The 22276-nt window shown below is 70.8% G+C and carries 20 protein-coding genes and 3 pseudogenes; 10 read left to right on the top strand and 13 right to left on the bottom strand.

The genetic code is table 11. The features are described from left to right. Nucleotides 1–205 precede the first annotated feature (205 nt). A pseudogene (locus ACH4RG_RS28490) lies at nucleotides 206–867 on the top strand (RICIN domain-containing protein); the annotation flags it as partial. A gap of 97 nt (nucleotides 868–964) precedes the next feature. Here ACH4RG_RS28490 and ACH4RG_RS28485 read toward each other — a convergent pair. The 4 genes from ACH4RG_RS28485 to zapE form a co-directional block, all read right to left on the bottom strand. Then, nucleotides 965–1828, bottom strand: coding sequence for a polysaccharide deacetylase family protein (locus tag ACH4RG_RS28485; protein ID WP_397922487.1), 864 nt, complete (start codon nucleotides 1826–1828; stop codon nucleotides 965–967). Nucleotides 1829–1960: 132 nt separating this feature from the next. After that, on the bottom strand, nucleotides 1961–3334 hold the full coding sequence (locus ACH4RG_RS28480) for an alkaline phosphatase PhoX (protein WP_397922051.1): 1374 nt from the start codon (nucleotides 3332–3334) through the stop codon (nucleotides 1961–1963). A 139-nt stretch (nucleotides 3335–3473) separates the two neighbouring features. After that, on the bottom strand, nucleotides 3474–3899 hold the full coding sequence (locus ACH4RG_RS28475; RefSeq protein WP_397922053.1) for an OsmC family protein: 426 nt from the start codon (nucleotides 3897–3899) through the stop codon (nucleotides 3474–3476). A 92-nt stretch (nucleotides 3900–3991) separates the two neighbouring features. After that, nucleotides 3992–5083, bottom strand: a complete 1092-nt coding sequence (gene zapE / locus ACH4RG_RS28470) for a cell division protein ZapE (RefSeq protein ID WP_397922055.1) — start codon at nucleotides 5081–5083, stop codon at nucleotides 3992–3994. Between the two features lie 37 nt (nucleotides 5084–5120). Here zapE and ACH4RG_RS28465 point away from each other — a divergent pair, with 37 nt between their 5' ends. The 5 genes from ACH4RG_RS28465 to ACH4RG_RS28445 all read left to right on the top strand — a co-directional run bounded on the left by ACH4RG_RS28465 (nucleotide 5121) and on the right by ACH4RG_RS28445 (nucleotide 9028). Next, on the top strand, nucleotides 5121–5939 hold the full coding sequence (locus ACH4RG_RS28465) for a pyrimidine reductase family protein (protein ID WP_397930918.1): 819 nt from the start codon (nucleotides 5121–5123) through the stop codon (nucleotides 5937–5939). Nucleotides 5940–6102: 163 nt separating this feature from the next. Continuing rightward, nucleotides 6103–6555, top strand: a complete 453-nt coding sequence (locus ACH4RG_RS28460; RefSeq protein ID WP_397922059.1) for an indole-3-glycerol phosphate synthase — start codon at nucleotides 6103–6105, stop codon at nucleotides 6553–6555. A 68-nt stretch (nucleotides 6556–6623) separates the two neighbouring features. Continuing rightward, nucleotides 6624–8024 carry a UDP-N-acetylmuramate--L-alanine ligase gene (gene murC / locus ACH4RG_RS28455; RefSeq protein WP_397922061.1) on the top strand — a complete coding sequence of 467 codons (1401 nt, stop codon included), beginning with the start codon at nucleotides 6624–6626 and terminating at the stop codon, nucleotides 8022–8024. A gap of 50 nt (nucleotides 8025–8074) precedes the next feature. Then, nucleotides 8075–8482, top strand: a complete 408-nt coding sequence (gene msrB, locus ACH4RG_RS28450) for a peptide-methionine (R)-S-oxide reductase MsrB (RefSeq protein WP_274343305.1) — start codon at nucleotides 8075–8077, stop codon at nucleotides 8480–8482. A gap of 135 nt (nucleotides 8483–8617) precedes the next feature. Beyond that, on the top strand, nucleotides 8618–9028 hold the full coding sequence (locus tag ACH4RG_RS28445; RefSeq protein ID WP_397922063.1) for a hypothetical protein: 411 nt from the start codon (nucleotides 8618–8620) through the stop codon (nucleotides 9026–9028). A 119-nt stretch (nucleotides 9029–9147) separates the two neighbouring features. On the opposite strand, the gene ACH4RG_RS28440 is transcribed toward ACH4RG_RS28445, so the two are convergent. Then, nucleotides 9148–9618 carry a hypothetical protein gene (locus ACH4RG_RS28440; RefSeq protein WP_397930923.1) on the bottom strand — a complete coding sequence of 157 codons (471 nt, stop codon included), beginning with the start codon at nucleotides 9616–9618 and terminating at the stop codon, nucleotides 9148–9150. A 517-nt stretch (nucleotides 9619–10135) separates the two neighbouring features. On the opposite strand from ACH4RG_RS28440, the gene ACH4RG_RS28435 reads away from it, so the two are divergent. After that, a complete protein-coding gene (locus ACH4RG_RS28435) occupies nucleotides 10136–11701 on the top strand; it encodes an alpha/beta hydrolase (RefSeq protein ID WP_398540456.1) in 1566 nt (521 codons plus the stop codon). A 470-nt stretch (nucleotides 11702–12171) separates the two neighbouring features. Further along, nucleotides 12172–12852 carry a polysaccharide deacetylase family protein gene (locus ACH4RG_RS28430; RefSeq protein ID WP_398540490.1) on the top strand — a complete coding sequence of 227 codons (681 nt, stop codon included), beginning with the start codon at nucleotides 12172–12174 and terminating at the stop codon, nucleotides 12850–12852. A gap of 70 nt (nucleotides 12853–12922) precedes the next feature. On the opposite strand, the gene ACH4RG_RS28425 is transcribed toward ACH4RG_RS28430, so the two are convergent. Further along, nucleotides 12923–13108 (bottom strand): DUF397 domain-containing protein, encoded by a 186-nt coding sequence (locus tag ACH4RG_RS28425; RefSeq protein ID WP_397922069.1) that lies wholly within the window; start codon nucleotides 13106–13108, stop codon nucleotides 12923–12925. Further along, nucleotides 13105–13883 (bottom strand): annotated as a pseudogene (locus ACH4RG_RS28420) (Scr1 family TA system antitoxin-like transcriptional regulator). The gene ACH4RG_RS28425 and the pseudogene ACH4RG_RS28420 overlap by 4 nt, the downstream one beginning before the upstream one ends. A 32-nt stretch (nucleotides 13884–13915) precedes the next feature. On the opposite strand from ACH4RG_RS28420, the pseudogene ACH4RG_RS28415 reads away from it, so the two are divergent. After that, nucleotides 13916–14146 (top strand): annotated as a pseudogene (locus ACH4RG_RS28415) (ATP-binding protein); the annotation flags it as partial. Between the two features lie 17 nt (nucleotides 14147–14163). Here the strand turns inward: ACH4RG_RS28415 and ACH4RG_RS28410 are convergent. Next, nucleotides 14164–14367: a hypothetical protein gene (locus ACH4RG_RS28410; protein WP_397922071.1), complete on the bottom strand. Its 204-nt coding sequence runs from the start codon at nucleotides 14365–14367 to the stop codon at nucleotides 14164–14166. 308 nt (nucleotides 14368–14675) lie between these two features. On the opposite strand from ACH4RG_RS28410, the gene ACH4RG_RS28405 reads away from it, so the two are divergent. Next, the gene (locus ACH4RG_RS28405) at nucleotides 14676–16757 is read left to right on the top strand and encodes a tetratricopeptide repeat protein (protein WP_398540455.1); all 2082 of its coding nucleotides are present in this window, start codon (nucleotides 14676–14678) and stop codon (nucleotides 16755–16757) included. A 158-nt stretch (nucleotides 16758–16915) separates the two neighbouring features. Here ACH4RG_RS28405 and ACH4RG_RS28400 read toward each other — a convergent pair whose 3' ends face one another. The 5 genes from ACH4RG_RS28400 to ACH4RG_RS28380 form a co-directional block, all read right to left on the bottom strand. After that, on the bottom strand, nucleotides 16916–17731 hold the full coding sequence (locus ACH4RG_RS28400) for an urease accessory protein UreD (protein ID WP_397922075.1): 816 nt from the start codon (nucleotides 17729–17731) through the stop codon (nucleotides 16916–16918). Then, nucleotides 17728–18429: an urease accessory protein UreG gene (ureG, locus tag ACH4RG_RS28395; RefSeq protein WP_397930931.1), complete on the bottom strand. Its 702-nt coding sequence runs from the start codon at nucleotides 18427–18429 to the stop codon at nucleotides 17728–17730. The genes ACH4RG_RS28400 and ureG overlap by 4 nt, the downstream gene beginning before the upstream one ends. Nucleotides 18430–18474: 45 nt before the next feature. Continuing rightward, on the bottom strand, nucleotides 18475–19149 hold the full coding sequence (locus ACH4RG_RS28390; protein ID WP_397922079.1) for an urease accessory protein UreF: 675 nt from the start codon (nucleotides 19147–19149) through the stop codon (nucleotides 18475–18477). Nucleotides 19150–19197: 48 nt separating this feature from the next. Beyond that, entirely contained in the window at nucleotides 19198–21114 is a 1917-nt protein-coding gene (locus ACH4RG_RS28385) for an urease subunit alpha (RefSeq protein WP_398162875.1), read from the bottom strand. Nucleotides 21115–21176: 62 nt separating this feature from the next. After that, on the bottom strand, nucleotides 21177–21890 hold the full coding sequence (locus ACH4RG_RS28380) for an urease subunit gamma (protein ID WP_398540454.1): 714 nt from the start codon (nucleotides 21888–21890) through the stop codon (nucleotides 21177–21179). Nucleotides 21891–22276 lie beyond the last annotated feature (386 nt).

Genomic DNA, 22276 nt, shown 5'->3' with positions numbered 1-22276 from the left:
GGACAAAGCGGCTGGCGGAGACCGGGAGGAGGATCTCCCGCCTCCGCCTTGATCCCAAGTTGCTTGTCAGGCAACGGAGTTGACGGCCATTCATGGAACATGGCGACAACTTTGTACGCACTCATGACAAAGCATGGACGTGCCCGGCGGAAGTCCCTACTGTGTGCGACGCGGCGGCGGGGCGCCGGCGCGCGCTGACAAGGACGGGTTCTTCTATCTGCACCTGTCCGTGTCGATCAACTACGGCGGGGCAGCCACGGACCCGCAGCCGGCGCCGAACCGCGGCACCACGATCAAGGTGGACAAGGCGAGCGGGGAGGTCAGTCACGTCGCCGGTGGTCTGCGCACGCCCAACGGCATCGGGTGGGGCCCGGACGGTGGCGCTATGTGCCGACCGCGGCGTACGGCGGTCCCAAGGTCGACGAGGAGAGCGTCACCGCCCAGTCGGCGACCCTGTCCGCCGACCGCGAGACGGTCACGCTGACGGTCCCCGGGCTCAAGGCCGACCGTGTCGTCCATGTGCGCTCGGGCCGTCCTTTCCGTGCGACGGACGGCGAACAGCTCTGGAGCACCGAAGCCTGGTACACGATGAACCAACTGCCCGGAGCGGCTCCCCGGACCGGCGAGGTGAAGGGGGTCAACGGCACGTGCCTGGACATCGACAACGCCGGCACCGCCGACGGCACGAAGGTGCAGCTCTACGGCTGCAACGGCAGCGCGGCCCAGGTCTGGCAACCCCAGGCCGACGGCACTGTACGCAGCCCGCGGTCCGGCAAGTGCCTCGACGCGTCCGGGGGCACCTGGAACGACGGCACACCGGTCCGTCTGTGGGCCTGCCACACCGGTCCCAACCAGATGTGGGCACTGCGGTGCACAGCGGGCCGACGCGTCGCCGGTGGGTCTGACCCCATGGAGCGAGGGCCGGATTACGTACACACCCCGGCCTTCGCTCCGCACGACAAGCTCAGGGCCGGTCCGCCATCAGCTCCGACACCTTCACGAAGCGATAGCCGCGCTCGCGCAGCTCCGGCACGATCCGGCGTACGGCCGCCTCGGTGGCCGGGGCCGCGCTGCGGGTGCAGTGCATCACCACGAGGGAGCCCGGCCGCACCCCGTCCAGCACCTGTTCGGCCACGGCGTCCGCGTCCGTCGCGAAGGCGTCGCCGCTGACCACGTCCCACTGCACCGCCGTCACGTTCGCCGGGCCCAGCGCGCGCAGCGCCGCGTCGTCGTAGCAGCCGCCGGGGAAACGGAAGTACGGCACCACGTTCCGCACCCCCGCCTTCCGGAACGCCGTGAAGGTACGTTCCACCTCGCGGGCCATCGCGGCCTTTCCGACCACCGGCAGGCCGTAACAGGGCGAGCTGAAAGCGTGGTGGCTGTAGGAGTGGTTGGCGATCTCGAACAGCGGGTCCGTGCCGATGGCCTTCGCCTGCGCCGGGTACTCCTCGGCCCAGCGTCCGGTCATGAAGACGGTGGAGGGCACCTTCAGCCGGCGCAGCAGCGCGACCAGTTCCGGGTTGTCGAAGCGTTCGCCGGAGGCGGCCCGGGGCCCCTGGTCGGCCGTCATGTCGGCGTCGAACGTCAGCGCCACGACCTTCTCCGCCGCGCTTCCGCCCGCGCCTCGGTCCGTCGGCCTCCGCTCGAAGACCGGGGTGCGGCCCGCCGGACCGGGGGCCATCGTGGGCGGCTTCTCCGGTGTGGCGGAGGCAGGGGCGGAGGCCGTGGGGGCGGGTGGGGGAGCGGGTGCGGGGGCAGGACCCCCGCACCCGGCCAGGGCGGCGCCGGTGAGTACCCCCGCGACCGCCAGAGTCGTCGTCTTCCGCATCTTCCGCGCAGCAGTGATCACTCACGGAAAATAACGGAAAATGTCCGACAATCAGGTTATATAGAGCGATGCTGTTCCGGTGTCCGGCGAGGTGTGGCCCCCGGTCACCTCAGGATCGCCACCCCGGCTACCTCAGCACCACGGCCCCGTCACCGCGAACGTCGTCCCCGGCCTGTAGCAGTTCACGTACATCGTCGAGCCGTCCGGGGAGAAGACGACCCCCGCGAACTCCCCCCACTCCGGCTCCTCGGGCGTGCCGATGTTCTGCCGCCCGCGCGCCATGGTGTACACCTCGCCGCGCCGGGTCACCCCGAGTACGTGCTGCGCGCCGCCGCCGTCCTCACAGACCATCAGCCCGCCGTCGGTCGCCAGGCAGATGTTGTCGGGTGACTCGCCGGGCAGCTGGATGTCGGTGTCCGGGCCGAAGATCACGACCAGGGTGAGCCGCCGCTTCTTCGGCTCGTAGCGCCAGACCTGGCCGTAGTGGTCGGCCGCCGAACCCTCGTCGCTGCGGGCGAAGCTGGAGACGAAGTAGACGGACGAGCCGCCCCAGTAGCAGCCCTCCAGCTTCTGGGCGTGCGTGACGCCCTTCGGGCCGAAGTCCTGGAAGCGGATCGCGGTCTCCGCCGCCAGCGGATCCGGTACGGGGACCCACTCGATCCGGTCGAAGCTCGTACCCGTCTCCTGGACGGAGGAGAGGTCGGGCACGCCCGGCACCCGCATCGCCTCCAGGGCCCCGCCCGCCCGGAGCGATCCGGTGCCGCCGAGCGGCTTCTCGGGAAGGAAGCGGTAGAAGAGCCCGAACGGCTTGTCGAACGCGTCCTCCGTCTCGTACACGATCCCGGACTTCGGGTCGACGGCGACCGCCTCGTGCTGGAAGCGGCCCATCGCGGTCAGCGGGACGGCCCCGGTGCGGCGCGGATCGGCGCCGTCCACCTCGAAGATGAAGCCGTGGTCCTTGCTGTACCCGTTGGTCCCGGCCTTGTCCTCGTTCTCCTCGCAGGTCAGCCAGGTGCGCCAGGGGGTGGGCCCGCCCGCGCAGTTCACCGCCGTACCGGCGATGGCGACGCGCTCGCCGAGCACCTTGTTGCGGCCGTCGAGCTCCAGGGAGGTACAGCCGCCCTTGGCCGCCGGGTCGTAGGTCAGCCCCTCGACGGTCGGTACGCCGAGCTTGGCGGTGTGCCGGTTCTCGTGGTTGCGGACCAGGTGGACCCGGCCGTTGCGGCCGGGCAGCGCGGCCATCCCGTCGTGGTTGCCCGGCACCGGCCCCTCGCCGGAGCGCAGCGGTTCGCCCTCCCGGGACAGCACCCGGTAGCGGAATCCCTTCGGCAGGTCGAGCAGGCCGTCGGGGTCGCGGACGAGCGGGCCGTAGCCGTCGTGGCCGCGTGCGGCGGCCGTGCCCGCGAAGAGTTCGGAGAAGGCCCCCGTGAAGGCGATCGCGGCGGCTGCGCCGCTGCCTGCCAGGACCTGGCGTCGTGTCGCGGTGGGGCGGGGTGCGGTTGACATGAGGTGACTCCCTGTTGGCGGACAGGTGAAGTGACCCGCACGTGTGTAGCACGCACAGAGGCGCGGGGGAACCATGCGTGCCCCCGCGCCCCGTGTTGCCGCCGCGGCGGCCCCGAGGGGGGCAGCCGTACGCGGAAGGTCAGGCGAGCGAGGCCGTCAGGGTGATCGTCGTGCCGGTGAGCGCCTGGCTGACCGGGCAGTTCGCCTTGGCGTCCTCGGCGGCCTTCAGGAAGGCGTCCTCGTCGAGACCGGGCACCGCGCCCACGACGGTGAGGTGGATGCCGGTGATGCCGGTGCCGGGCTGGAAGGTCACCTCGGCCTTGGTCTCCAGCCGGGTCGACGGGGTTCCGGCCCCGGCGAGACCGTGGGAGAGCGCCATCGAGAAGCAGCTGGAGTGGGCGGCGGCGATGAGCTCCTCGGGGCTCGTCTTCCCGTTCGCCTGCTCCGAGCGGGCGGGCCAGGAGACGGGGTAGTCGCCGATGCCGGAGGAGTCGAAGGTGACGACCCCCTTGCCCTCGATCAGGTTGCCTTCCCAGTTCGTGTGCGCCTGACGCGTGGTAGCCATGCTGGACCCCTTCGAAAAGTGTGCGCGGTTGTACGGGGACAAGACGGGGCACCCCACAGCGTGCGGTGTTCCGTCGCGTTACGCCCCCGAACCTACTGCGCCACCAGCCCCTTCGCGTCACGCGCCAGTGCGGTCAGCCGGGAGATCGCCCGGAAGTACTTCTTCCGGTACCCGCCGTTCAGCATCTCGTCGCTGAACAGCCGGTCGAACGGCAGCCCCGAGGCGAGCACCGGGACCTCCCGGTCGTACAGCCGGTCCGCCAGCACCACCAGGCGCAGCGCGGTCGACTGGTCGGGCACCGCCGTCACTCCGGTCAGGCAGACCGCGGCGATCTCGTCGGTCAGCGCGCCGTACCGGCTCGGGTGGACCCGGGCCAGGTGGTCAAGGAGACCGGGGAAGTCGTCGAGGGACGCGCCCGGAGTGGCGTACGCGGCCCGGGTGACCTGCTCGTCGGTGTACGGCGGCGGGGCCTCGGGCAGACCGCGGTGCCGGTAGTCCTCGCCGTCGATGCGCAGCGGGCGGAAATGCGCGGACAGGCCCTGGATCTCGCGCAGGAAGTCGGCGGAGGCGAACCGGCCCTCCCCGAGCTTGCCCGGCAACGTGTTCGAGGTCGCGGCGAGCGCCACCCCGGCCTCCACGAGCCGGCTGAGCAGCGAGGACACCAGCACGGTGTCGCCCGGGTCGTCGAGCTCGAACTCGTCGATGCACAGCAGCCGGTGCCCGCTGAGGGTCCGCACGGTCTGCTGGAAGCCCAGCGCGCCCACCAGGTTCGTCAGCTCCACGAACGTGCCGAACGCCTTCAGCGACGGCTCGGCGGGCGTGGCGTGCCAGAGGGAGGCCAGCAGGTGGGTCTTGCCGACGCCGTAGCCGCCGTCGAGATACACGCCGCGCGGCCCGGCCGGAGCGGCCGGCTTCCTGCCGAACCACTTGCGCCGCCCGGCGCCCGTCGCGTGCGCCCCGCCGAGCCCGGCGGCGAAGCCCGCCAGAACCGTGACCGCCTCGCTCTGGCTGGGCTGGTTCGGGTCGGGGACGTACGTGTCGAAGCGCACCGAGTCGAAGCGCGGCGGAGGCACCATCTCGGCGACCAGACGGTCAGCGGGAACGTGCGGCTCACGGGCGCACAGGGACAGCGGGGCCGTTTCGGCAAGGGGGCTCTGCCCCGGAAACGCGGTGGATGACGACACAACTCTCCACCCTAAGCCTCATGCCAGACTGCAACCCATGCGAAGCCTGTTCCCTGTGACGGACCTGACAGAATGCGGATCGGGGGCGGAGGACCCGTCCGGGCCGCTCATCGACCGCGAGTGGAGCCTCGACGAGCTGGCGGACGCCTACGCCTACCCCACCGGCCTCCCGCCCCAGGGGCCCGCGACCCCCTGGCTCCGCGCCAACATGGTCTCCACCCTCGACGGGGCCGCCCAGCACGACGGCCGCTCGCAGCCCATCTCCTGCGCGGCGGACATGCGGATCTTCGGCACCCTGCGGGGCCTGGCCGACGTGGTGATCGCCGGGGCCGAGACCGTACGCCTGGAGGGGTACCGTCCGGCCCGCGCCCGGGAGGCGTTCGCCGCGCGCCGGGCTGCCGCCGGACAGGGCCCCGCGCCCGCCGTCGCGGTGGTGACCGGCTCGATGGACCTGGACTTCTCGCTGCCGCTGTTCACCGAGCCGCTCGTCCCGACCCTCGTGGTGACCGGGGCCGGGGCCTCCTCCGACCGGATCGCGGCGGCCCGGAAGGCGGGCGCGGAGGTGGTGATCGCAGGCGAGGGCGCCCGGGTGGACCCGGCCCGTGTCGTGCGCGAGCTGGCCGACCGGGGGCTGACCAGGCAGCTCACCGAGGGCGGGCCCCGGCTGCTCGGCCAGTTCGTGGCGGCCGGTGCGCTGGACGAGCTGTGCCTGACCGTGTCCCCGATGCTGACCGCAGGTGACGCCCAGCGGATCGCGGGGGGCCCCGGGGTCACCGTGCCGGAACGTTTTTCCCTGGCATCGCTGCTGGAAGAGGCCGGGTTCCTCTTCACTCGGTACCGTCGGACCGACGGATAGCGGAATTTGCCGTTCCGCTTGGCTCCGGCTGGGCACACTTACCCCTGCGGTCCCCGTGGAAGCACGGGGAAAAATGGTTTCAGCAAACGACCGTCGACAGTCGATCCGGCAGTCGACGAGACGAAGAAGCGGAAGGGCGCCTGTCGTGTTCACAAGCGTTTTGATGATCGAGAAGCCGCTCACTCCCGAGGACGTGGAATTCGTCACCACCCTCCACGGCGAGGAGCGGATCTCGTTCGTCGTTCTGTTGCAGCCGCGCGGTGACCAGGCCGATGTCCTGCTGCGCGCGATCGACGACGTGGCGATGGGGGAGCTGAAGGAAGCGGTCCGCGAGGGCGAGGAGCCGGAGGGCGACGAGGCCCGCGAGACCGCGCAGATCGGCCTGGAGTACTCCCTCCGGGCCCTGCGCGACGCGGGCTCCGCAGCGGTCGGACAGGTGATCGAGGATCACCCCCTGGACCGACTGACGACCGTCGTCGAGGAGGCGAGCGCGGACGAGGTCATCGTCCTGACCGCCCCGCACTACGTGGAGGAGTTCTTCCACCGCGACTGGGCCTCCCGCGCCCGGCACAAGGTCGGCGTCCCGGTGCTCAAGCTCTTCGCGCACAGCGAATAGGCTGGGCGCGCGGTCCGGGTCGGCCCCCGGCCGCGACCCGAGACCGCACCCGAACCGCAGGAGCACAGATGGCACCCGGCATTCCCGCCGCCATGGAACGACCCCACTTCATCGGCATCGGCGGCGCCGGAATGTCGGGCATCGCGAAGATCCTCGCCCAGCGCGGGGCGAAGGTGGCGGGCAGCGACGCGAAGGAGTCCGCCACCGCCGAGTCCCTGCGGGCGCTGGGGGCGACCGTGCACATCGGGCACGCGGCGGGCCACCTGGCCGACGACGCGTCCTGCGTGGTCGTCTCCAGCGCCATCCGCGCCGACAACCCGGAGCTGCTCCGGGCGAACGAGCTGGCGATCCCCGTGGTGCACCGCTCGGACGCACTGGCCTCCCTGATGAACGGCGCGCGCGCCATCGCGGTGGCCGGCACCCACGGCAAGACGACCACGACGTCGATGCTGGCCGTCGCGCTCTCCTCGCTGAGCCTGGACCCCTCGTACGCCATCGGCGGCGACCTGGAGGGTCCCGGCACCAACGCCACGCACGGTGAAGGGGACATTTTCGTCGCGGAGGCGGACGAGAGCGACCGCAGCTTCCAGAAGTACGACCCCGAGGTCGCGATCGTCCTCAACGTCGAGCTGGACCACCACGCGAACTACGCCTCGATGGACGAGATCTACGACTCCTTCGAGACGTTCGTCGGCAAGGTCGTCCCCGGCGGCACCCTGGTCATCTCCGCCGACCAGCCCGGCGCCATCGAGCTGACCCGCCGGGTCCGCGACCTCTCCGACCTCAAGGTCGTCACCTACGGCTCCGCCGAGAACGCCGACGTCCGCGTCCACAAGGTCACCCCGCGCGGCCTGACCAGCGAGGTCACGGTCCTGCTCAACGGCAGGTTCCTGACCTTCACCGTCTCGGTCCCCGGCAGCCACTACGCCCACAACGCGGTCGCCGCCCTCGCCGCCGGCGTCGCCCTCGGCATCCCCGCGCACAACCTGGCCTCGGCCCTCGGTTCGTACACCGGGGTCAAGCGCCGCCTCCAGCTCAAGGGCGAGGCGGCGGGCGTGCAGGTCATCGACTCGTACGCGCACCACCCCACCGAGATGACCGCCGACCTGGAGGCCATGCGCGGCGCGGCCGCCGACGCCCGCATCCTGGTCGTCTTCCAGCCGCACCTGTTCTCCCGTACGCAGGAGCTGGGCACCGAGATGGGCCAGGCCCTCGCCCTGGCCGACGCCTCCGTGGTCCTCGACATCTACCCGGCCCGCGAGGACCCGATCCCGGGCATCACGAGCGCCCTGATCATCGACGCGGCGAAGGAGGCCGGAGCCGAGGTCACCGCCGTCCACGACCAGGCCGACGTCCCCGCCGCCGTCGCGGGAATGGCGAAGCCCGGCGATCTCGTTCTCACCATGGGAGCGGGCGACGTCACCGACCTCGGCCCGCGCATCCTGGACCACCTGTCGAGCGGCCGGTAGCCGAGTGGCGACCGGATCGAGCGACCACCTGTCGAGCTGAGGAGCGAGCCGTGCCGTACGACGTCGAGAAGCCGGACGAGCAGTGGCGGGAAGAGCTGACCCCCGCCGAGTACGCGGTGCTGCGCCAGGCCGGCACCGAACCCGCCTTCGTGGGTGAGTACACCGACACCAAGACGGCGGGCGTCTACTCCTGCCGGGCCTGCGGTGCGGAGCTGTTTCGCTCCGACACCAAGTTCGCGTCGCACTGCGGCTGGCCGTCCTTCTACGACCCGAAGGACACCGACGCGGTCGAGCTGGTCGAGGACCGCGCCCACGGAATGGTCCGCACCGAGGTGCGCTGCTCCCGCTGCGGCTCGCACCTGGGCCACGTCTTCGAGGGCGAGGGCTACCCGACCCCCACGGACCAGCGCTACTGCATCAACTCGATCTCGCTGACCCTGGCGCCGGACGAGAGCTGAGCCGGGACGGCCGACGCAGGGCCGACCGATGCCCGCACAGGGAGACCCGTGCGGGCATCTTCTCGTTCACGGCACGCCGTGAGCCGTTCGTGCCGGGGGTTTCGCCGCGCTGCGCCGACCGGGGACTATGGGGACATGAGAAGAATTGCCGGCCTTGCCGTCATCCCGTTCGCCGCGGCCCTGCCCTTACTGGCGGGCTGCACCGACTCCGGCGCGGCCGGGGACCACTCCGCCGAGTTCCCGCAGCCGACCGCCACCACCACCGTCGCCCCCGACTCCGCCGTGCGGCTTGCCGACGGCTACCGGGATGCGAGCGGAAACAAGCACGTGTACGGCATCCAGCGTTCCGACGGCCCCGCCGACGTGCCGCTGCTGACCGTCTGGACGCACAGCAAGGACGATGACGCCGGACCCTTCGACCGGCTGAACGTCTCGCTCACCGACTACCTGAAGCGCGAGAAGGGCGTGGATCTGAGCGAGGGGTACCTCATGGACGTGTTCGGACCGGACGGCCGTCTCCAGCACCGCCTCGACGCACGCCTGTAGGACGCCGGGCACGGCGCTCGACCCCGGGGCTCATCGCCCTCCGCACGGTACTCCGGCCCTCACGCCCGCACCCCGTCGACCCAGGTCGGTGATCCACCTCGCCGACGGCTCCGCCGCGCTCAGTCCTGGTCGGGGCCCTCGCCCGCTTCTGACCGCAGCAGCGGGTGGATCACGCCGGGGAAGACCCGGGCCCGCACGACCTCTTCGGCCGACCCGCCCTGGACGACGGTCTCGGCGACGCCCCAGGGCCGCCCGGCCAGGTGGATGGTCAGGGTGTACGAGGAGGAGCAGCCGGTGCACTCGTAGCGGTCGGCCCAGGTCTCGACCTCGGTGGTGGAGCCCGGGTAGCGCTTCACGTGCCGGTGGCGGGCGTGGCAGCGGTCGCAGGTCTCGCCCGGCTCGCAGGTCCCGCCGCACGGGCACGGCACGTCAAAACTGTCGGCGGGCGTCCAGCGCTGCACGAGGACGGCCTCGCGGGTCGCGCCCATGTCCTTCATGGCCTTGAGGTTGCGGGCGGCGACGTTGTACGACTCGCCGGTGGCGGCCATCCGGTCACGGATGACGTCCTTGCGTCCACGGTTGGTCGTCATGTTGCTCCTCCTGGGTTCACGCAGCCCGCCAGGAGGCCCATGAGTCAATCAGTCAGTACCTCTTTACGTTACCTGCCCGGCACCGGCGCCCGGACCGGGAGGAAGGCCCGGGGGCGATGTTCGCGCCCCCGGTCGGCGACCGGGCGATCACCGAGGTGTACTCCGCACCTGACGACGCCTGGTAACGGGAACCGGATCTCGTCCGGGACCAGCGCTCGTGACCGTGATCGTCCCCGACGAGGAACCGGCACGCGAACCTACGGTCCGCCTCGATCCCGGAGGACGGCATCCGGACCTTCCGCATGAGGTCATGCGTTGGTTGCGGGGGGCGATCCGGCCCCGCGCGACGCGCCCCTCGCCCCCTCCGTCACGGCACCCCCCGAGCCAGGCGCCTCGCTGAAATCGCGCATCCGAACTCGCTTGTTCCGTACGGTCGTTAGCCTGTCCGACGACCCTGCGGTCCGTCCCTCCGGACCACTGAGCGCCATGCACCATCCCAGCGAACGAAGGCACTCCATTGCTCCTGAGACGAAGAGCGATCTCCAAGATCGCCCTGGGCGTCGCCGCGTTGCTCGCCCCCACGCTCCTCGGCACCACGGCCACCGCCACGGCTGCGCCCGCGGCCGGTCCCGGTGCGCCGGTGGCCGCGCCGTACACCTCCTCACTGACCTGGCAGGGTTGCGGCGGCGACCTTCCCGCCACCGTCGAGTGCGCGACCCTCAAGGTGCCCCTCGACCACCTCAGGCCGGGCGGCAGGAAGATCGATGTGTCGCTGTCGCGGATCAAGGCCGCCGACCCGGCCGAGCGCCGCGGTGTCCTGCTCTTCAACCCGGGCGGCCCCAGCGGTTCCGGGCTCTTCTACCCCCTGGCGCTCAGCGGTCTGCTGCCGCAGTCCGTGAAGGACCGGTACGACCTGATCGGTTTCGATCCGCGCGGGGTCGGCGCCAGCAGCCCGCTCGCCTGCGGCACGACCACCGCCGACGAACGGCTGACGTACCGGCCCTACAAGGACGCGACCTTCGCCAAGGACGTCGCCTGGGCGCGCGACATCGCTGACGGGTGCCGCGACCGCAACAGGGAAACACTCCGGCACATCAGCACCCGCAACACGGCACGGGACATGGACGTCATCCGCGAGGCCCTCGGGGAACGGAGGATCTCCTACTTCGGACTGTCGTACGGGACCTATCTCGGTTCCGTGTACACCCAGCTGTTCCCGCGGCGGGTCGACCGGTTCGTCCTGGACAGCGCGGTCGACCCCGAGCGGGTGTGGCGGAGCATGGGGCAGTCCTGGGCGGAGCAGGCCGAGCCCGCGTTCGACCGGTGGACGGACTGGACCGCTCGTCATGCGGCACGGTACGGACTCGGTGACACGCCCGCCGAGGTCGAGAAGCTGTTCTGGGACATCGTCGCGCGCGCCGACCGGGAGCCGCTCGACCTCGGCGGGACCAGGTTCGACGGTGCCGAGGTCCGCGAGTACATACGCTGGGAGATCACCCACCCCGCCGTCGCCGCCAGGACCCTGGGGCTGCTCCGGGACGCCGCCGAGGGCAAGCCCGTCCCGACCTTCCCGACCTTCGTGCCGACCGACAGCGAACTGGCGAGCTACCTCGCGATCATGTGCGGTGACACCCGCTGGCCCACCGACCCGGCCGTTTACCGAGCCGACTCCCGGCGCGACAGCGTCCGCTACCCCCTGTACGGCGACTCCGTCTCGAACATCTTCCCGTGCGCCTACTGGGACCGCCCGGTCGAACCGACCACCAAGATCGACAACAAGGTCCCCGCACTCATCGTCCAGAACGAATGGGACTCGCAGACCCCCCTGGCCGCCGCACTCGGCCTGCGACGGGCGCTGAAGGGCTCCCGGCTCGTCACCGTGGACGAGGGGCAGGGCCACGGCGTGTACGCGCTCGGCGTCAGCGACTGCGCCGACGACGTCACCACGCGGTATCTGACCACCGGACGGCTTCCCGCCCGGGACGTCACCTGCGCGGCCGACCCGCTCCCCGCGGCCGACTCCCGTTCCGCCTCGCCGGGCCCGGCCACGGCACCGGCCCGCTTCCCCTTCTCCGGCCGCTGAGCCCCGGCAGACGGTTGGCCTGGTAGAAGCCTTCCGAAGAATCTTGGTGTGGGGCTGTCCGGCCGGAGGCCGGACAGCCCCGTCCTCGTCAGTGGCGACCCGCGATCTCATGGTCCGGTGTCACCACCGGACCGGTGAACCGCGTTGCTCCCGGGATTTCGGCTGGGCTGCGCGGTGATCCCCGAGGCGGTCCCCGCCGAGCTGAACCTGTGTGGACGTACCTGCCGGGCTCTGTCGGGATTCGTACGGAGCCTGCCCGCGTTTGCCGCGTCTTTCCGAGGGACAGGACTGTCCTGCGCAACGTGTGCGACGTCCGGCTGCAGCCATACCCAGGGCGGATATGGGTGAGTGAGCCGCTGTTTCGTGGCGCTCCGGTGCCTTGCTGGTTCACCAGTCCACCCCTGGAGAGGATTGATCCCCGTATGAGAAACCGATACAGAACGCGCATAGGGTTCAGCGCGGCTGTGGCGATGCTGATGACGTCGTTCGCGTTACCGCCGGCGGTCGCGCAGGCGACGGCTTCCGGGAGCCGTTGTTCCGGGGGCTACGTGGCCATGACCTTCGACGACGGCCCGACGGACGCCACGGCCCAGTACCTGAAGGCGCTGCGGGATGCCGGACGCGTCAGGGCGACGTTCTTCGTGACCGGCACACTGGCCGAAGGGCAGCGGGCCGGGACACGGCGGATGGTCGCCGAAGGGCATCAGGTCGGAAACCACTCCTACACCCACGCCAATCTCGTGGAGCTCGACGCGGCCGCCGCATTCGCCGAACTACGCGACACCAGCCGCGTCATCCGAACCCAGACGGGTCGGGCGCCCACGCTGTTCCGGCCGCCCTTCGGGAGCACCGACGCGCGGACCCGGCGGGACGCGGCCCGACTGGGCATGACCGAGGTGATCTGGACGGCCGATACCGTCGACTGGAGCGGCATTCCGACCGAGACGATCGTGGCGAACGCGCTCACCGTGAAACCGGGCGGCATCATCCTGATGCACGACGGTCTGCAGACGACCCTCGCGGCCATCCCGAAGATCGTCCAGGGGCTCGCCGAGCGGGGCTTGTGCCCGGGTCGGATCGTGTACTCACCCACACCGGTCGAGGCATGGCCGGGACTGACTTTTCCTGCCAAGGCAGCGCCCTGGCGTTGACGTGTCCCATCGGGGGCGGTGCCGCGCACAGCGCCCGCCCCCGCCGCGCGCTCCACGTGCCGCCCGGGGCTCAGGCCTGGGCGGCGTACGCGAGGAAGTGGCTCCAGGCGGCCGGGGCGAGGGCGAGCTGGGGGCTCTCGTCCAGCTTGGAGTCGCGGACGTGGACGGTCGAGGGGCAGGCGGCGACCTCGACGCAGGAGTCGCCTTCGGCACTGCTGTAGCTGCTCTTGAACCAGGTCAGGGGTGTGGTGCTCATCTCGCTCCTCGCATCCGCCGCATCAGGCTCTTGGAGTCGTCCAACGAGAGAGCCTGTGAACGCATACTGGCACACCGCATCTGGATGACACTGACCACTTTGGGGTCGGAGACGAACTGCCCGTACATCTGCCCTTCCAAGTAGCCGAACCACTGGTGCTCCGGGGTCTCCAGCAGTTGCATGGGCCCGTCGATGGCCACGTGGTGGTGCCGTACCAACGGCATGATCTGGACCTCCACATTGCGCAGTTCGGACAGGTCGAGAATGTGGTCGATCAGCTCCCTGGTGACGTCCTCGCCGCCCAAGTCCCGCAGGAACAGATGCTCTTCGAGGATGAAGCTGAACGCGGTGTTGGGCCGGTTTCGCAGGAGTCGTTGGCGCTCCAACCGAGCGGCGAGCCGCGCCTCGATCTGCTCGTCATCGAGCGGTGGCAACCGGTCGGCGAACAGCGTCCGCGCGTACGCCGGCGTCTGCAACAGCCCCGGAATCAACCGGCACTCGTACGTGTACAGGCTCAGCGCCCCCAGCTCCAGCTGCGCCCACTGACGGAACCAGCTCGCCACCCCTTCCGCCGCGTCAGGTGCTTCGCCGCCGCCAGAATCACGCCGAACGCGTCGAGCAGTCTGTCCGCGCGCTCCGCGAAGTCCGGAGGCGGGAGCCGGCGGCCCTGCTCGACGGAGGCGACGGTCTCCAGTGAGTATCCGACGAGCGGGGCGAACTGCTCCCGCGTCAGCCGCGCCCGCTTGCGGAAGGTCTTGACCACCTCTCCGAACATCTTGAGGATGTACTGCGGCTCGGGTTCGCCGCCGCGTCCGCCGCCTCCCCGGCGACCCGGGAACGCCCGGCCTCCTGCGCATCGAGGTGTCCGACACCCGGGGCGAACGCCGGCCGCCGGGCCCCGGCGAGATCACCGCGCCGGAGGACAGCTCCGACAGCGGGCGCGGGCTGCTGATCGTGGACGCCCTGGCCGACCGCTGGGCAGTCCTCGACCGCAACCCGGGCAAGACGGTCCGGGCGGAGCTGGACCTGCTGTACTGACCGCACGCCCGGCCGGTTCAGCGCCGGATGTGAACGGTCACCCGGATCGTGCCGGTCGCGCTCACTCCGCCCCCGATGGCACCGACCACGGTAGCGGCGGTGTCGTGGCCGGCCAGGGCGAGGACGACCACGCCGGCGATGGAGGCGAGCCCGGTCGCGGTCGTGAGCCAAGCGAGGAGGCGGGCTCGGCGCGGGGAGTCGGTGGTGGTGAGTGAGGCCATCGGATCTTCTCCTTGGTGATGGAACAGGACCATGGCGCACCGAGCTTGCCGCGACACGATGGGGTGCGCCGGACGTGCGGCATGGAAATGGAAGGGGAATCGCCGGGCATCGCCCTGGGCGACTGCTTCGAGTGGACCGTAGAGCGACCGGGCGTAGCCGATTCCCGGAAATCCGGAGCGTCTGTCCGGGTGCGTCGGACACTGCTGGACATGCCTGGACGCCTTCGGAGATGATGGAGGCCGACGAGTGGCAGCGCAGGGGGATCATGAGGACATGGCGTCAATTCCGTTCTGCATTAGTGCAGTTGATGGATGACGGAGGTGTCACTAGACGCCAGCTGCTGCAAGCCGCCGAAGCCTCGACGACCGCAACCCGTGGCAGCACCACCCCGGATTTCGGAGCGATCAAGCGTTCGACTTTCTACGGCTATCTCCAGAAGAGCGACGACCCGGTCGGCGGCGACTGGAAGGTCATGGAGAACGTCCTGCGATGCATCGCCTCCATGGCCGAGGACAACGGACAGTCTCTCGACATCGACTACCCGTCCTGGGAGCAGGACTGGGAACGGCTGGTAAACGAGCGGCACAGGAGGCGAAGCGAACCGAACAGCTGGATCGGGAGTTGGGACGGAGCCGCCGACGCTGTCCTCGCCCACTCCTCGGCGCAGGAGTTCGCGGTCTGGCCGGAGGGCGGGAGTCGTCTCGACGTGCTGTCCCGGGCGGTTGCCTCTCTCAGCTCCGCGTACGAGCCCCGCCTGGCGAAGGAGGCCGCTCAGCGGCTCGTCGACGCCGCGGGGGCGGAGCTGGGAGCGGCCGACCCGAGAATCCTGGCCGCCCGGCACGCGCTCGCCTTCTGGACGGGGGAGACCGGAGACGCCCAGCTCGCGCTGGAGCTCACCGGGCGCCTGCTCTCCGACTGCCGGGAGGGCCTGGGGCCCGGCCACATCCTCACCCGCCTGGCCGCGCTCCGTGAGGCCCTGTGGAGCTGCTACACGGGGCACTGGCACGAGGCCAACCGTCGCTACATCGAGGTGGTCAGCGGCGAAGCCGGCCGCCCGGACCGGGACCCGCTCATCTGGCTCCTCGCGCGCTGGGGCATGGCGCGCACAGGCGGTCGCACGGGCAACTGGCGTCACGCCCACGTGGAACTGGCGGACCTCCTGCCCTCGGTGGTGGAGACCTTCGGCGCGGACCATCCGGCGACCTTCAGCGCGGAAGCCGCCCATGCCTGGGCCGCCGGTCGGTCCGGACGCCCGGCGGAGGCCTGTGCCCGGCTGGAGGACCTGGTCGCCAGGGCCGAAACCGCTCTGGGGCCCCACCACCCGATCAGTCTGCGCATCCGCACGGCCTCGGCGCACTGGACCCATGCGGTCGGCTCAACGGCCGACGCTCTGCGGATGGCGGCCTCCGCGCGCGAAGCGTGCGAGGCATTGGTGGGGAAGATGCACCCGCTCAGCATCCACGCGGCCGAGGTGGAGTCGCTCTGCCTCCTGGAGGAGGACGAGAAGGCGGCCGTCGACGGCCTTTCCGCCGTCCTGTCTCGCATGCGGCGGTGCCTCGGTCCCGACCATCCACAGACGCTCCAGGCGGAGTCGAACCTCGCGGCCGCCCGTGCCACCACCGACGGCACGGGCGTCGACCCGGGGGAGTTCGAGAGCATCGCCGAGCGCATGGGCCGTGCTCTCGGAGAAGAACACCCGGACACCCTTCGCACGTGGGCCAACGTTGCCATCGCCATTTTGAACACCCAGGGCGCTGATGCGGCTCTGCCGCTTTCCCGGACGACGCATGACTCGTTCAGGAAGGTGCTGGGCGACGATCACCCCGAAACCGTGTCGAGCCGGGACCTTCTGGCCGCCGTCACCGAGCAGATGCGCGAGCGCGAGTGTGGGAACCGAGCCAAGCCCGCCAGACAGCACCGGTCGGGCGGTACGTCGTACAACACCGGCTTTCACGGCGGAGAGGCGCCGTCGAGCGACCGTGCCGTCAAAAGCGGTATCGATCCGGTCGTGTGGACCTCCGAGCCGACAGGTCCCGCGGACCGCGGTGAGACGGAGCCGGACAACGGCTCGAGCACGCCGCCGGCGCAGCAGAACGGATTCGACATCCTGGCGGCGGTGGCTTCGTTGCCCGTGAGCACGTGGAGCTACCAGGGCGAGGAGAACGTCCGGCACCTCGGCCCGATGGCGCAGGACTGGTACGCGGCCTTCGGCCTGGGGGCCGACGACCGGTCGATCCACGTGATCGACGCGAACGGCGTGGCGATCGTCGCGATGCAGGCGCTGCACCGCATGGTGGTGCATCTCCAGCAGGAGGTGGAGAGCCTGCGCAGGGGCGTCGATGCTGACGAGACTTCGAGGAACCACGAGGACAACAACCGTATGCCCTGAGGGCCTGCTCCGGAGAGACCTTTCGTCACTTATCAGCGTGAGGTCAAAAAGTCTCCGTCAGCTCACGCGCGCTTGAGAACGCTCTCTCTTCGTGCCCGTCCGCGCACCTCACGTACGCGGGCGGGCGCGCCAGTGTGTTCCCGGGCCCGCGTCGCGGCTCAGGGGGACGAGCGGGTGGTGTGGGCGGCGTCGAGGAGGTGGCGCAGGCGCTGGCCGTCGGGGGCGAGGGCGGTGACGAGTGCGGCGGGGCCCGCGAGGGGGGTGAGGATGGCCAGTCCGTCCTCCGGGGTGTCGGTGAGGGACTGGGCGGCGGGTGGTTTCGTGTCGAAGGCGGGGTCGACGAGGAGGATCTGGCCGGTCGCCCGGTGGTGGGCGAGGACGGCCGGGCTGTCCCAGCCGGCGGCTCCCGGCCCGTAGTCCGCTTCCTGGTCGAGGAGCACGTGTCCGCCGCGTCGGACGGTGAGCCGGGTGGTCACGCGGCCGGGCGGTTCGCCCGTGCGCCCGAGCACCAGCTCCTCGCGCAGGACGAGCCGTGCGGTGGGGGCGAGGTCGATCGTCCAGGTCTGCCGCAGATTGCTGCCCGCGGCGCTGATCAGGGGCTTGGGCAGCCAGCGGAGTTCCGCGTGGTCCGCCACGGTCAGGTGTACGTCGTAGGTCGCGTGTCCGGTGGTGGGGCCTCTCAGGGCGAGGGTCGCGGCCGCGGACGTGACGTGGAGGGCGGCACCCCGCTGGGCGGTTGCCTCGATGCGCAGGCGGTCGCCGCCCAGGGGAGCGCTCATGGCCCCGACGACGCACACCCGCGCTTCGGCGCCCCGTGAGCGCAGTCGCCGGAATTCGAACGGGCCGTCGCCGTCGAGAACGGGCAGGACGGTGCCGCCGCCCCGGGCGGCGGCCGTGATGCGGGCCGTCGCCCGTACGCCGACGGCGGCTGTGCCGCGGCTCGTCGGCACGGCGGGTGCGGTGGCGGCGGTCACGCGGCGCCTGCGGACCAGTCGCTGAGGTGCTCACGGACCCAGTCGGCGACGGGCTTGACGCCGCCTTCCTCCTTGAGGGAGGTGAAGGCCACCGGGAGCTCGCCGCGCTGGGCCTTGGCATCGCGCGCCATGGCTTCCACGTCGGAGCCGACGTAGGGGGCGAGGTCGGTCTTGTTCACGACGAGGAGGTCTGCGGTGGTGACGCCGGGGCCGCCCTTGCGGGGGATGTCGTCGCCGCCCGCCACGTCGATGATGAAGATCTGGGCATCGACCAGCCCCTTGGAGAAGGTGGCGGTGAGGTTGTCTCCGCCGGACTCGACGAGGATCAGGTCGAGGGGGCCGGTCGTCTCCTCCAGCTCCTCCACGGCTTCGAGGTTGGCGGAGATGTCGTCGCGGATCGCGGTGTGCGGGCAGGCGCCGGTCTCGACGGCCCGGATCCGCTCGGGCGGCAGGACCGCCTGCCGGAGCAGGAAGTCGGCGTCCTCGCGGGTGTAGATGTCGTTGGTGACCACGGCGATGGACACTTCTGTGCGCAGCGCCCTGCACAGGGCGGCGACGGTGGCGGTCTTGCCGGAGCCGACAGGGCCGCCGAGCCCGATGCGCAGCGCGCGGCGGGTGCCGTCAAGGCGCTCGGTGGCTGGGGCGCTGTAGGCGTGGCGGTGCGGGTACTTCTCGTCGAGGTCGTGGTCGAGGTGCATGCGGGTTCCTTGTGTCGGGTCTCGTGTGGTGACTCGCCGTGGGGGTCAGGAGGCGAAGAGGCGTGCGGGCCGGGGGGCGTGGTGCTGGGCGCTGATGTCCAGCAGCGGCGCCGAGGCCGCCGGCAGGGCGTCGACTCCCTCTCCGGGGACGCGCTGTGCCGAGGCGGTGGCGGCCGCGGCGACGCGATCGAGCTCCGGTGCCAGGCGGGCGAGTACGGTGGTGGCGTCGAACGGGTCCAGGCTCAGCAGCCGGACCGTCGCGGTGGCCGGCCCGCTGACGGTCTCGTACACCGCCGCGTAGGCGGCGTCCAGCGGTTCGAGCCCGGCCGACCGGGCGGCCACGCCCAGCACCACCGGCTGGTGTGCGCCGCGCGGACGGGCCGCCGCGAGCGCGTCGAGCTCCGCCGACGGCCACGTGGCGCGGGCCGCCCGCATCATCTGCCGGCCCAGTTTGCGGGCGGTGTGCCGCAGAGCGGCCACGGGCGTACGGGCATCGGCGGCCTGGTCCAGGACCAGCGGATCGTGCCCGGCGGCGGCCGCGGCGGCCAGCGCCGCCGCGACCAGCCCGGCCGTGTGCAGCCGCCCCCGGCAGAACTGCTCCAGCGTGCCGGCGTCCGTGATCCGGCCGGCCGCGACCGCCGGTTCGGCTCCGCCCGAGTGGGCGTGGCCCCCGGCGGGGAACCGCCCGTCGGCCAGGACGAGCAGCGCGGCACGGTTCATTCGTCAATCCTCTGCTCGACGGCTCGGCTTCCTGTGCTCCGGAGAGGCTCAGAAGAGGAAATAGCGCTGGGCCATGGGAAGTTCGGATACGTATGCGCGGTCGACGATGTGGCCGTCGACGAAGGTCGTCACGTCGGTCACCTTCGCTCCGCCGATGACGACCTCGTAGGTGTCGGGGTCGATACGGACGTCCGGGGTGGCGTGGTTCTCCTTCATGTCCGCCTTCTTGACGCCGCGCGTGTCGCTGATCGCCCTGAACCGCTTGTTCAGCTTCGAGCCCTTCGCCAGGCCGTTCCCGATGGCTCGTTCGGTGACGAAGTTGTACGAGAGGGAACCGGGCGCCACGCCGGTGGCTCCCCACATGGGGCGGGGCAGCACGGGCTGCGGGGTGGGGATGGACGCGTTGGCGTCGCCCACCTGCGCGTAGGCGATCTGGCCGCCCTTGATGACCATGTGGGGCTTGACCCCGAAGAACTTCGGTTCCCACAGGACCAGATCGGCGAGCTTTCCGGTCTCCACCGAGCCGACGACGGCGTCGATGCCCTGGGCGAGAGCCGGGTTGACGGTGTACTTCGCGACGTACCGACGAGCGCGCCGGTTGTCCGCCAACGGCGGCTCGGCCTCCGGGGTCGTGTCCGCCGCCGTTGCGTCCTGGGCTGCCCCGGCCTTGGGGCCGGTCTCCGGCTCGTCCCGAGGCCGGTCCTCCTCCAGGAAGCCGCGGCGGACCTTCATGACGTGCGCGGTCTGCCACGTCCGCATGATCATTTCGCCGATGCGGCCCATGGCCTGGGCGTCCGAGGACATGATCGAGATCGCGCCGAGGTCATGGAGGATGTCCTCCGCGGCCATAGTGGAGGGCCGGATCCGGGAGTCCGCGAAGGCGAGGTCCTCCTCGACCTTCGGATTGAGGTGATGGCAGACCATCACCATGTCGAAGTGCTCCTTGACCGTGTTGACGGTCAGCGGACGGGTGGGGTTGGTGGAGGCGGGCAGCACGTTCGGCTCGCTCACCATCTTGATCATGTCAGGGGCATGGCCGCCTCCGGCGCCCTCGACGTGGAAGACGTGGATGGAGCGTCCGCCGATGGCGTCGATGGTGTCCTGGACGAACCCGGCCTCGTTCAGCGAGTCGGCGTGGAGGGCGAGTTGCACCCCCGTCTCCTCGCACACCTCCAGGCACCGCTCGATGACCGCGGGCGTGGCGCCCCAGTCCTCGTGGATCTTCAGACCGAGGACACCGGCGTCTACCTGGGCGAGCATCGACTCCTTCGACATCGTGGCGCCCTTGCCGAGCAGCCCGATGTTCACCGGAGCGCTGTCCAGCGCCTCGAACATGCGGTTGACGTGCCAGGCTCCGGGAGTGACGGTGGTCGCCGTGCTCCCTTCCGCCGGGCCCGTACCACCACCGATGAGCGTGGTGACACCCGCCGCCAGCGCCTCGCGGACCTGGTCGGGGCAGATGAAATGGACGTGCGTGTCGATCCCGCCGGCGGTCAGGATCCGTCCCTTGCCCGAGATGACCTCGGTGTCCGGGCCGATGACGAAGTCGGTGGGCCGGGGGCCGATCCCGTTGTGGCGTTCCGCGCCCTCATGGAGGGGGTTCATGGTCTCGGGGTTGTACGCCTTGCCCAGCGCGACGATGTTCCCGTCGCGGAGGGCGACATCCGCCTTGACGATGCCCCAGTGGTCCAGGACGACGACACCCGTGATCACGGTGTCCGGGGGGTTCGCCGCCGCGGGGCCGGCCGGCTTCCCGCGTTTCGCCTTCGCCGGGTCTCGCGGCACGACGGACTGACCCATGGACTCGCGGATCACCTTGCCGCCGCCGAAGACCATCTCGTTCCCGCTGCGGCCGGGGCCTCCCGACCAGTCGTCCTCGATCCTGACGCTCAGCGCCGTGTCGGCGAGGCGGATGCGGTCACGGGTCGTCGGCCCGAAACGGTCGGCGTAGGCCGGTCGCGTCAACGGATCGAACGCCGTCGGCTCCTCCGGGCAGCAGGTGCAGTCGGGGCACTGAACGGTGGCACTCACGCCTGCTCCTTGTCGAACGAGCCCTTGACCTTGTCGAGCGAGCCGTTGACCTTCTCGGGCAGGCCCTGGATCGTGCCGCGCAGACCGTGGACCACCCGGGCCCCCTCGATGGGCACGAGCTGGACCTTCTCGGCGATGCCGGGCTCGAACCGCACCGAACTGCCGGCGGGCACGTTCAGACGCCTGCCCCACGCCTCCTCGCGGACGAACTCCAGCCCGTCGTTGGCCTCGGCGAAGTGGTAGTGGGAGCCGACCTGGACGGGCCGGTCGGTCGGATTGGCGACCATCAGCTCCGTCACCTGGCCGAGCTGCCTGTTGCGCTCGTTGAAGATCACCACCTCGTCCTCCTTCACCGGGGAGAAGTCGACCTTCCCCGGACAGATGACCGGCTCCTCGTCCAGGCCCACCTCGGGGAACGGGCCGTGCAGGGTGACCAGCTTCGTCCCGTCGGGGAACGTGGCCTCCACCTGCACGTTCTCGATCATCTCGGGGATGCCCTCCATGACCTCCTCCCGCGACAACACCTTGCGGCCGGACGACATCAGCTCGGCCACGGTCCTGCCGTCCCGGGCCCCTTCGAGAACATGCACGATCAACAACGCCATGGCTTCCGGGTAGTTCAGCAACACGCCGCGGGCCCGGCGCTTCTCCGCAACGTCAGCGGCCACGTGCATCATCAGGCGTTCTTGCTCGTGTGGGGTGAGGTGCACAGACAATTCCCTGCATCGGCTTCCGCCCAGGACTCCTGTCCTGGGCCGCCGGCAGGAGACGAGGCCCCAACGCGCATCCACGGTCCGGGAGGCCCCATGGCCTTGCTTCCGGTGCTTCTGCCGCAGCGCGGCGCGGATGTCGCCCGTGGCGCGTTCGGCCCCTGCTCGACGTGGATCCATCATGATCGCGGCGGCGGGGCCGAAGTCACGTACGGGGCATGGTGCACCCGAACGAGTGATCACCGGGCCGGAGGAACAGTGCGAGGTCGACAGCCCCGGTACCGTCCAGGCGGCCCGGGGCCGGGCGGTCGACGGTCCCGTTCGGTACGCGGGACGCCGTGGCCGTGGTGTCGACTGCCCGTGAGCGGCACAGCGCCGGCTCACCA

The organism is Streptomyces sp. NPDC021019 (genome assembly GCF_044333295.1).
In the GTDB taxonomy this organism is placed as follows: domain Bacteria; phylum Actinomycetota; class Actinomycetes; order Streptomycetales; family Streptomycetaceae; genus Streptomyces.
This window is presented reverse-complemented; position numbering and strand designations above follow the sequence as displayed.

What these genes read in the sequence shown, in the direction of transcription:
- ACH4RG_RS28485 (WP_397922487.1), bottom strand. Translation starts at nt 1,828, where the DNA reads ATGCGGAAGACGACGACTCTGGCGGTCGCGGGGGTACTCACCGGCGCC.
- ACH4RG_RS28480 (WP_397922051.1), bottom strand. Translation starts at nt 3,334, where the DNA reads ATGTCAACCGCACCCCGCCCCACCGCGACACGACGCCAGGTCCTGGCA.
- ACH4RG_RS28475 (WP_397922053.1), bottom strand. Translation starts at nt 3,899, where the DNA reads ATGGCTACCACGCGTCAGGCGCACACGAACTGGGAAGGCAACCTGATC.
- ACH4RG_RS28465 (WP_397930918.1), top strand. Translation starts at nt 5,121, where the DNA reads ATGCGAAGCCTGTTCCCTGTGACGGACCTGACAGAATGCGGATCGGGG.
- ACH4RG_RS28460 (WP_397922059.1), top strand. Translation starts at nt 6,103, where the DNA reads ATGATCGAGAAGCCGCTCACTCCCGAGGACGTGGAATTCGTCACCACC.
- murC (WP_397922061.1), top strand. Translation starts at nt 6,624, where the DNA reads ATGGCACCCGGCATTCCCGCCGCCATGGAACGACCCCACTTCATCGGC.
- ACH4RG_RS28445 (WP_397922063.1), top strand. Translation starts at nt 8,618, where the DNA reads ATGAGAAGAATTGCCGGCCTTGCCGTCATCCCGTTCGCCGCGGCCCTG.
- ACH4RG_RS28440 (WP_397930923.1), bottom strand. Translation starts at nt 9,618, where the DNA reads ATGACGACCAACCGTGGACGCAAGGACGTCATCCGTGACCGGATGGCC.
- ACH4RG_RS28430 (WP_398540490.1), top strand. Translation starts at nt 12,172, where the DNA reads ATGCTGATGACGTCGTTCGCGTTACCGCCGGCGGTCGCGCAGGCGACG.
- ACH4RG_RS28425 (WP_397922069.1), bottom strand. Translation starts at nt 13,108, where the DNA reads ATGAGCACCACACCCCTGACCTGGTTCAAGAGCAGCTACAGCAGTGCC.
- ACH4RG_RS28410 (WP_397922071.1), bottom strand. Translation starts at nt 14,367, where the DNA reads ATGGCCTCACTCACCACCACCGACTCCCCGCGCCGAGCCCGCCTCCTC.
- ACH4RG_RS28405 (WP_398540455.1), top strand. Translation starts at nt 14,676, where the DNA reads ATGGATGACGGAGGTGTCACTAGACGCCAGCTGCTGCAAGCCGCCGAA.
- ureG (WP_397930931.1), bottom strand. Translation starts at nt 18,429, where the DNA reads ATGCACCTCGACCACGACCTCGACGAGAAGTACCCGCACCGCCACGCC.
- ACH4RG_RS28390 (WP_397922079.1), bottom strand. Translation starts at nt 19,149, where the DNA reads ATGAACCGTGCCGCGCTGCTCGTCCTGGCCGACGGGCGGTTCCCCGCC.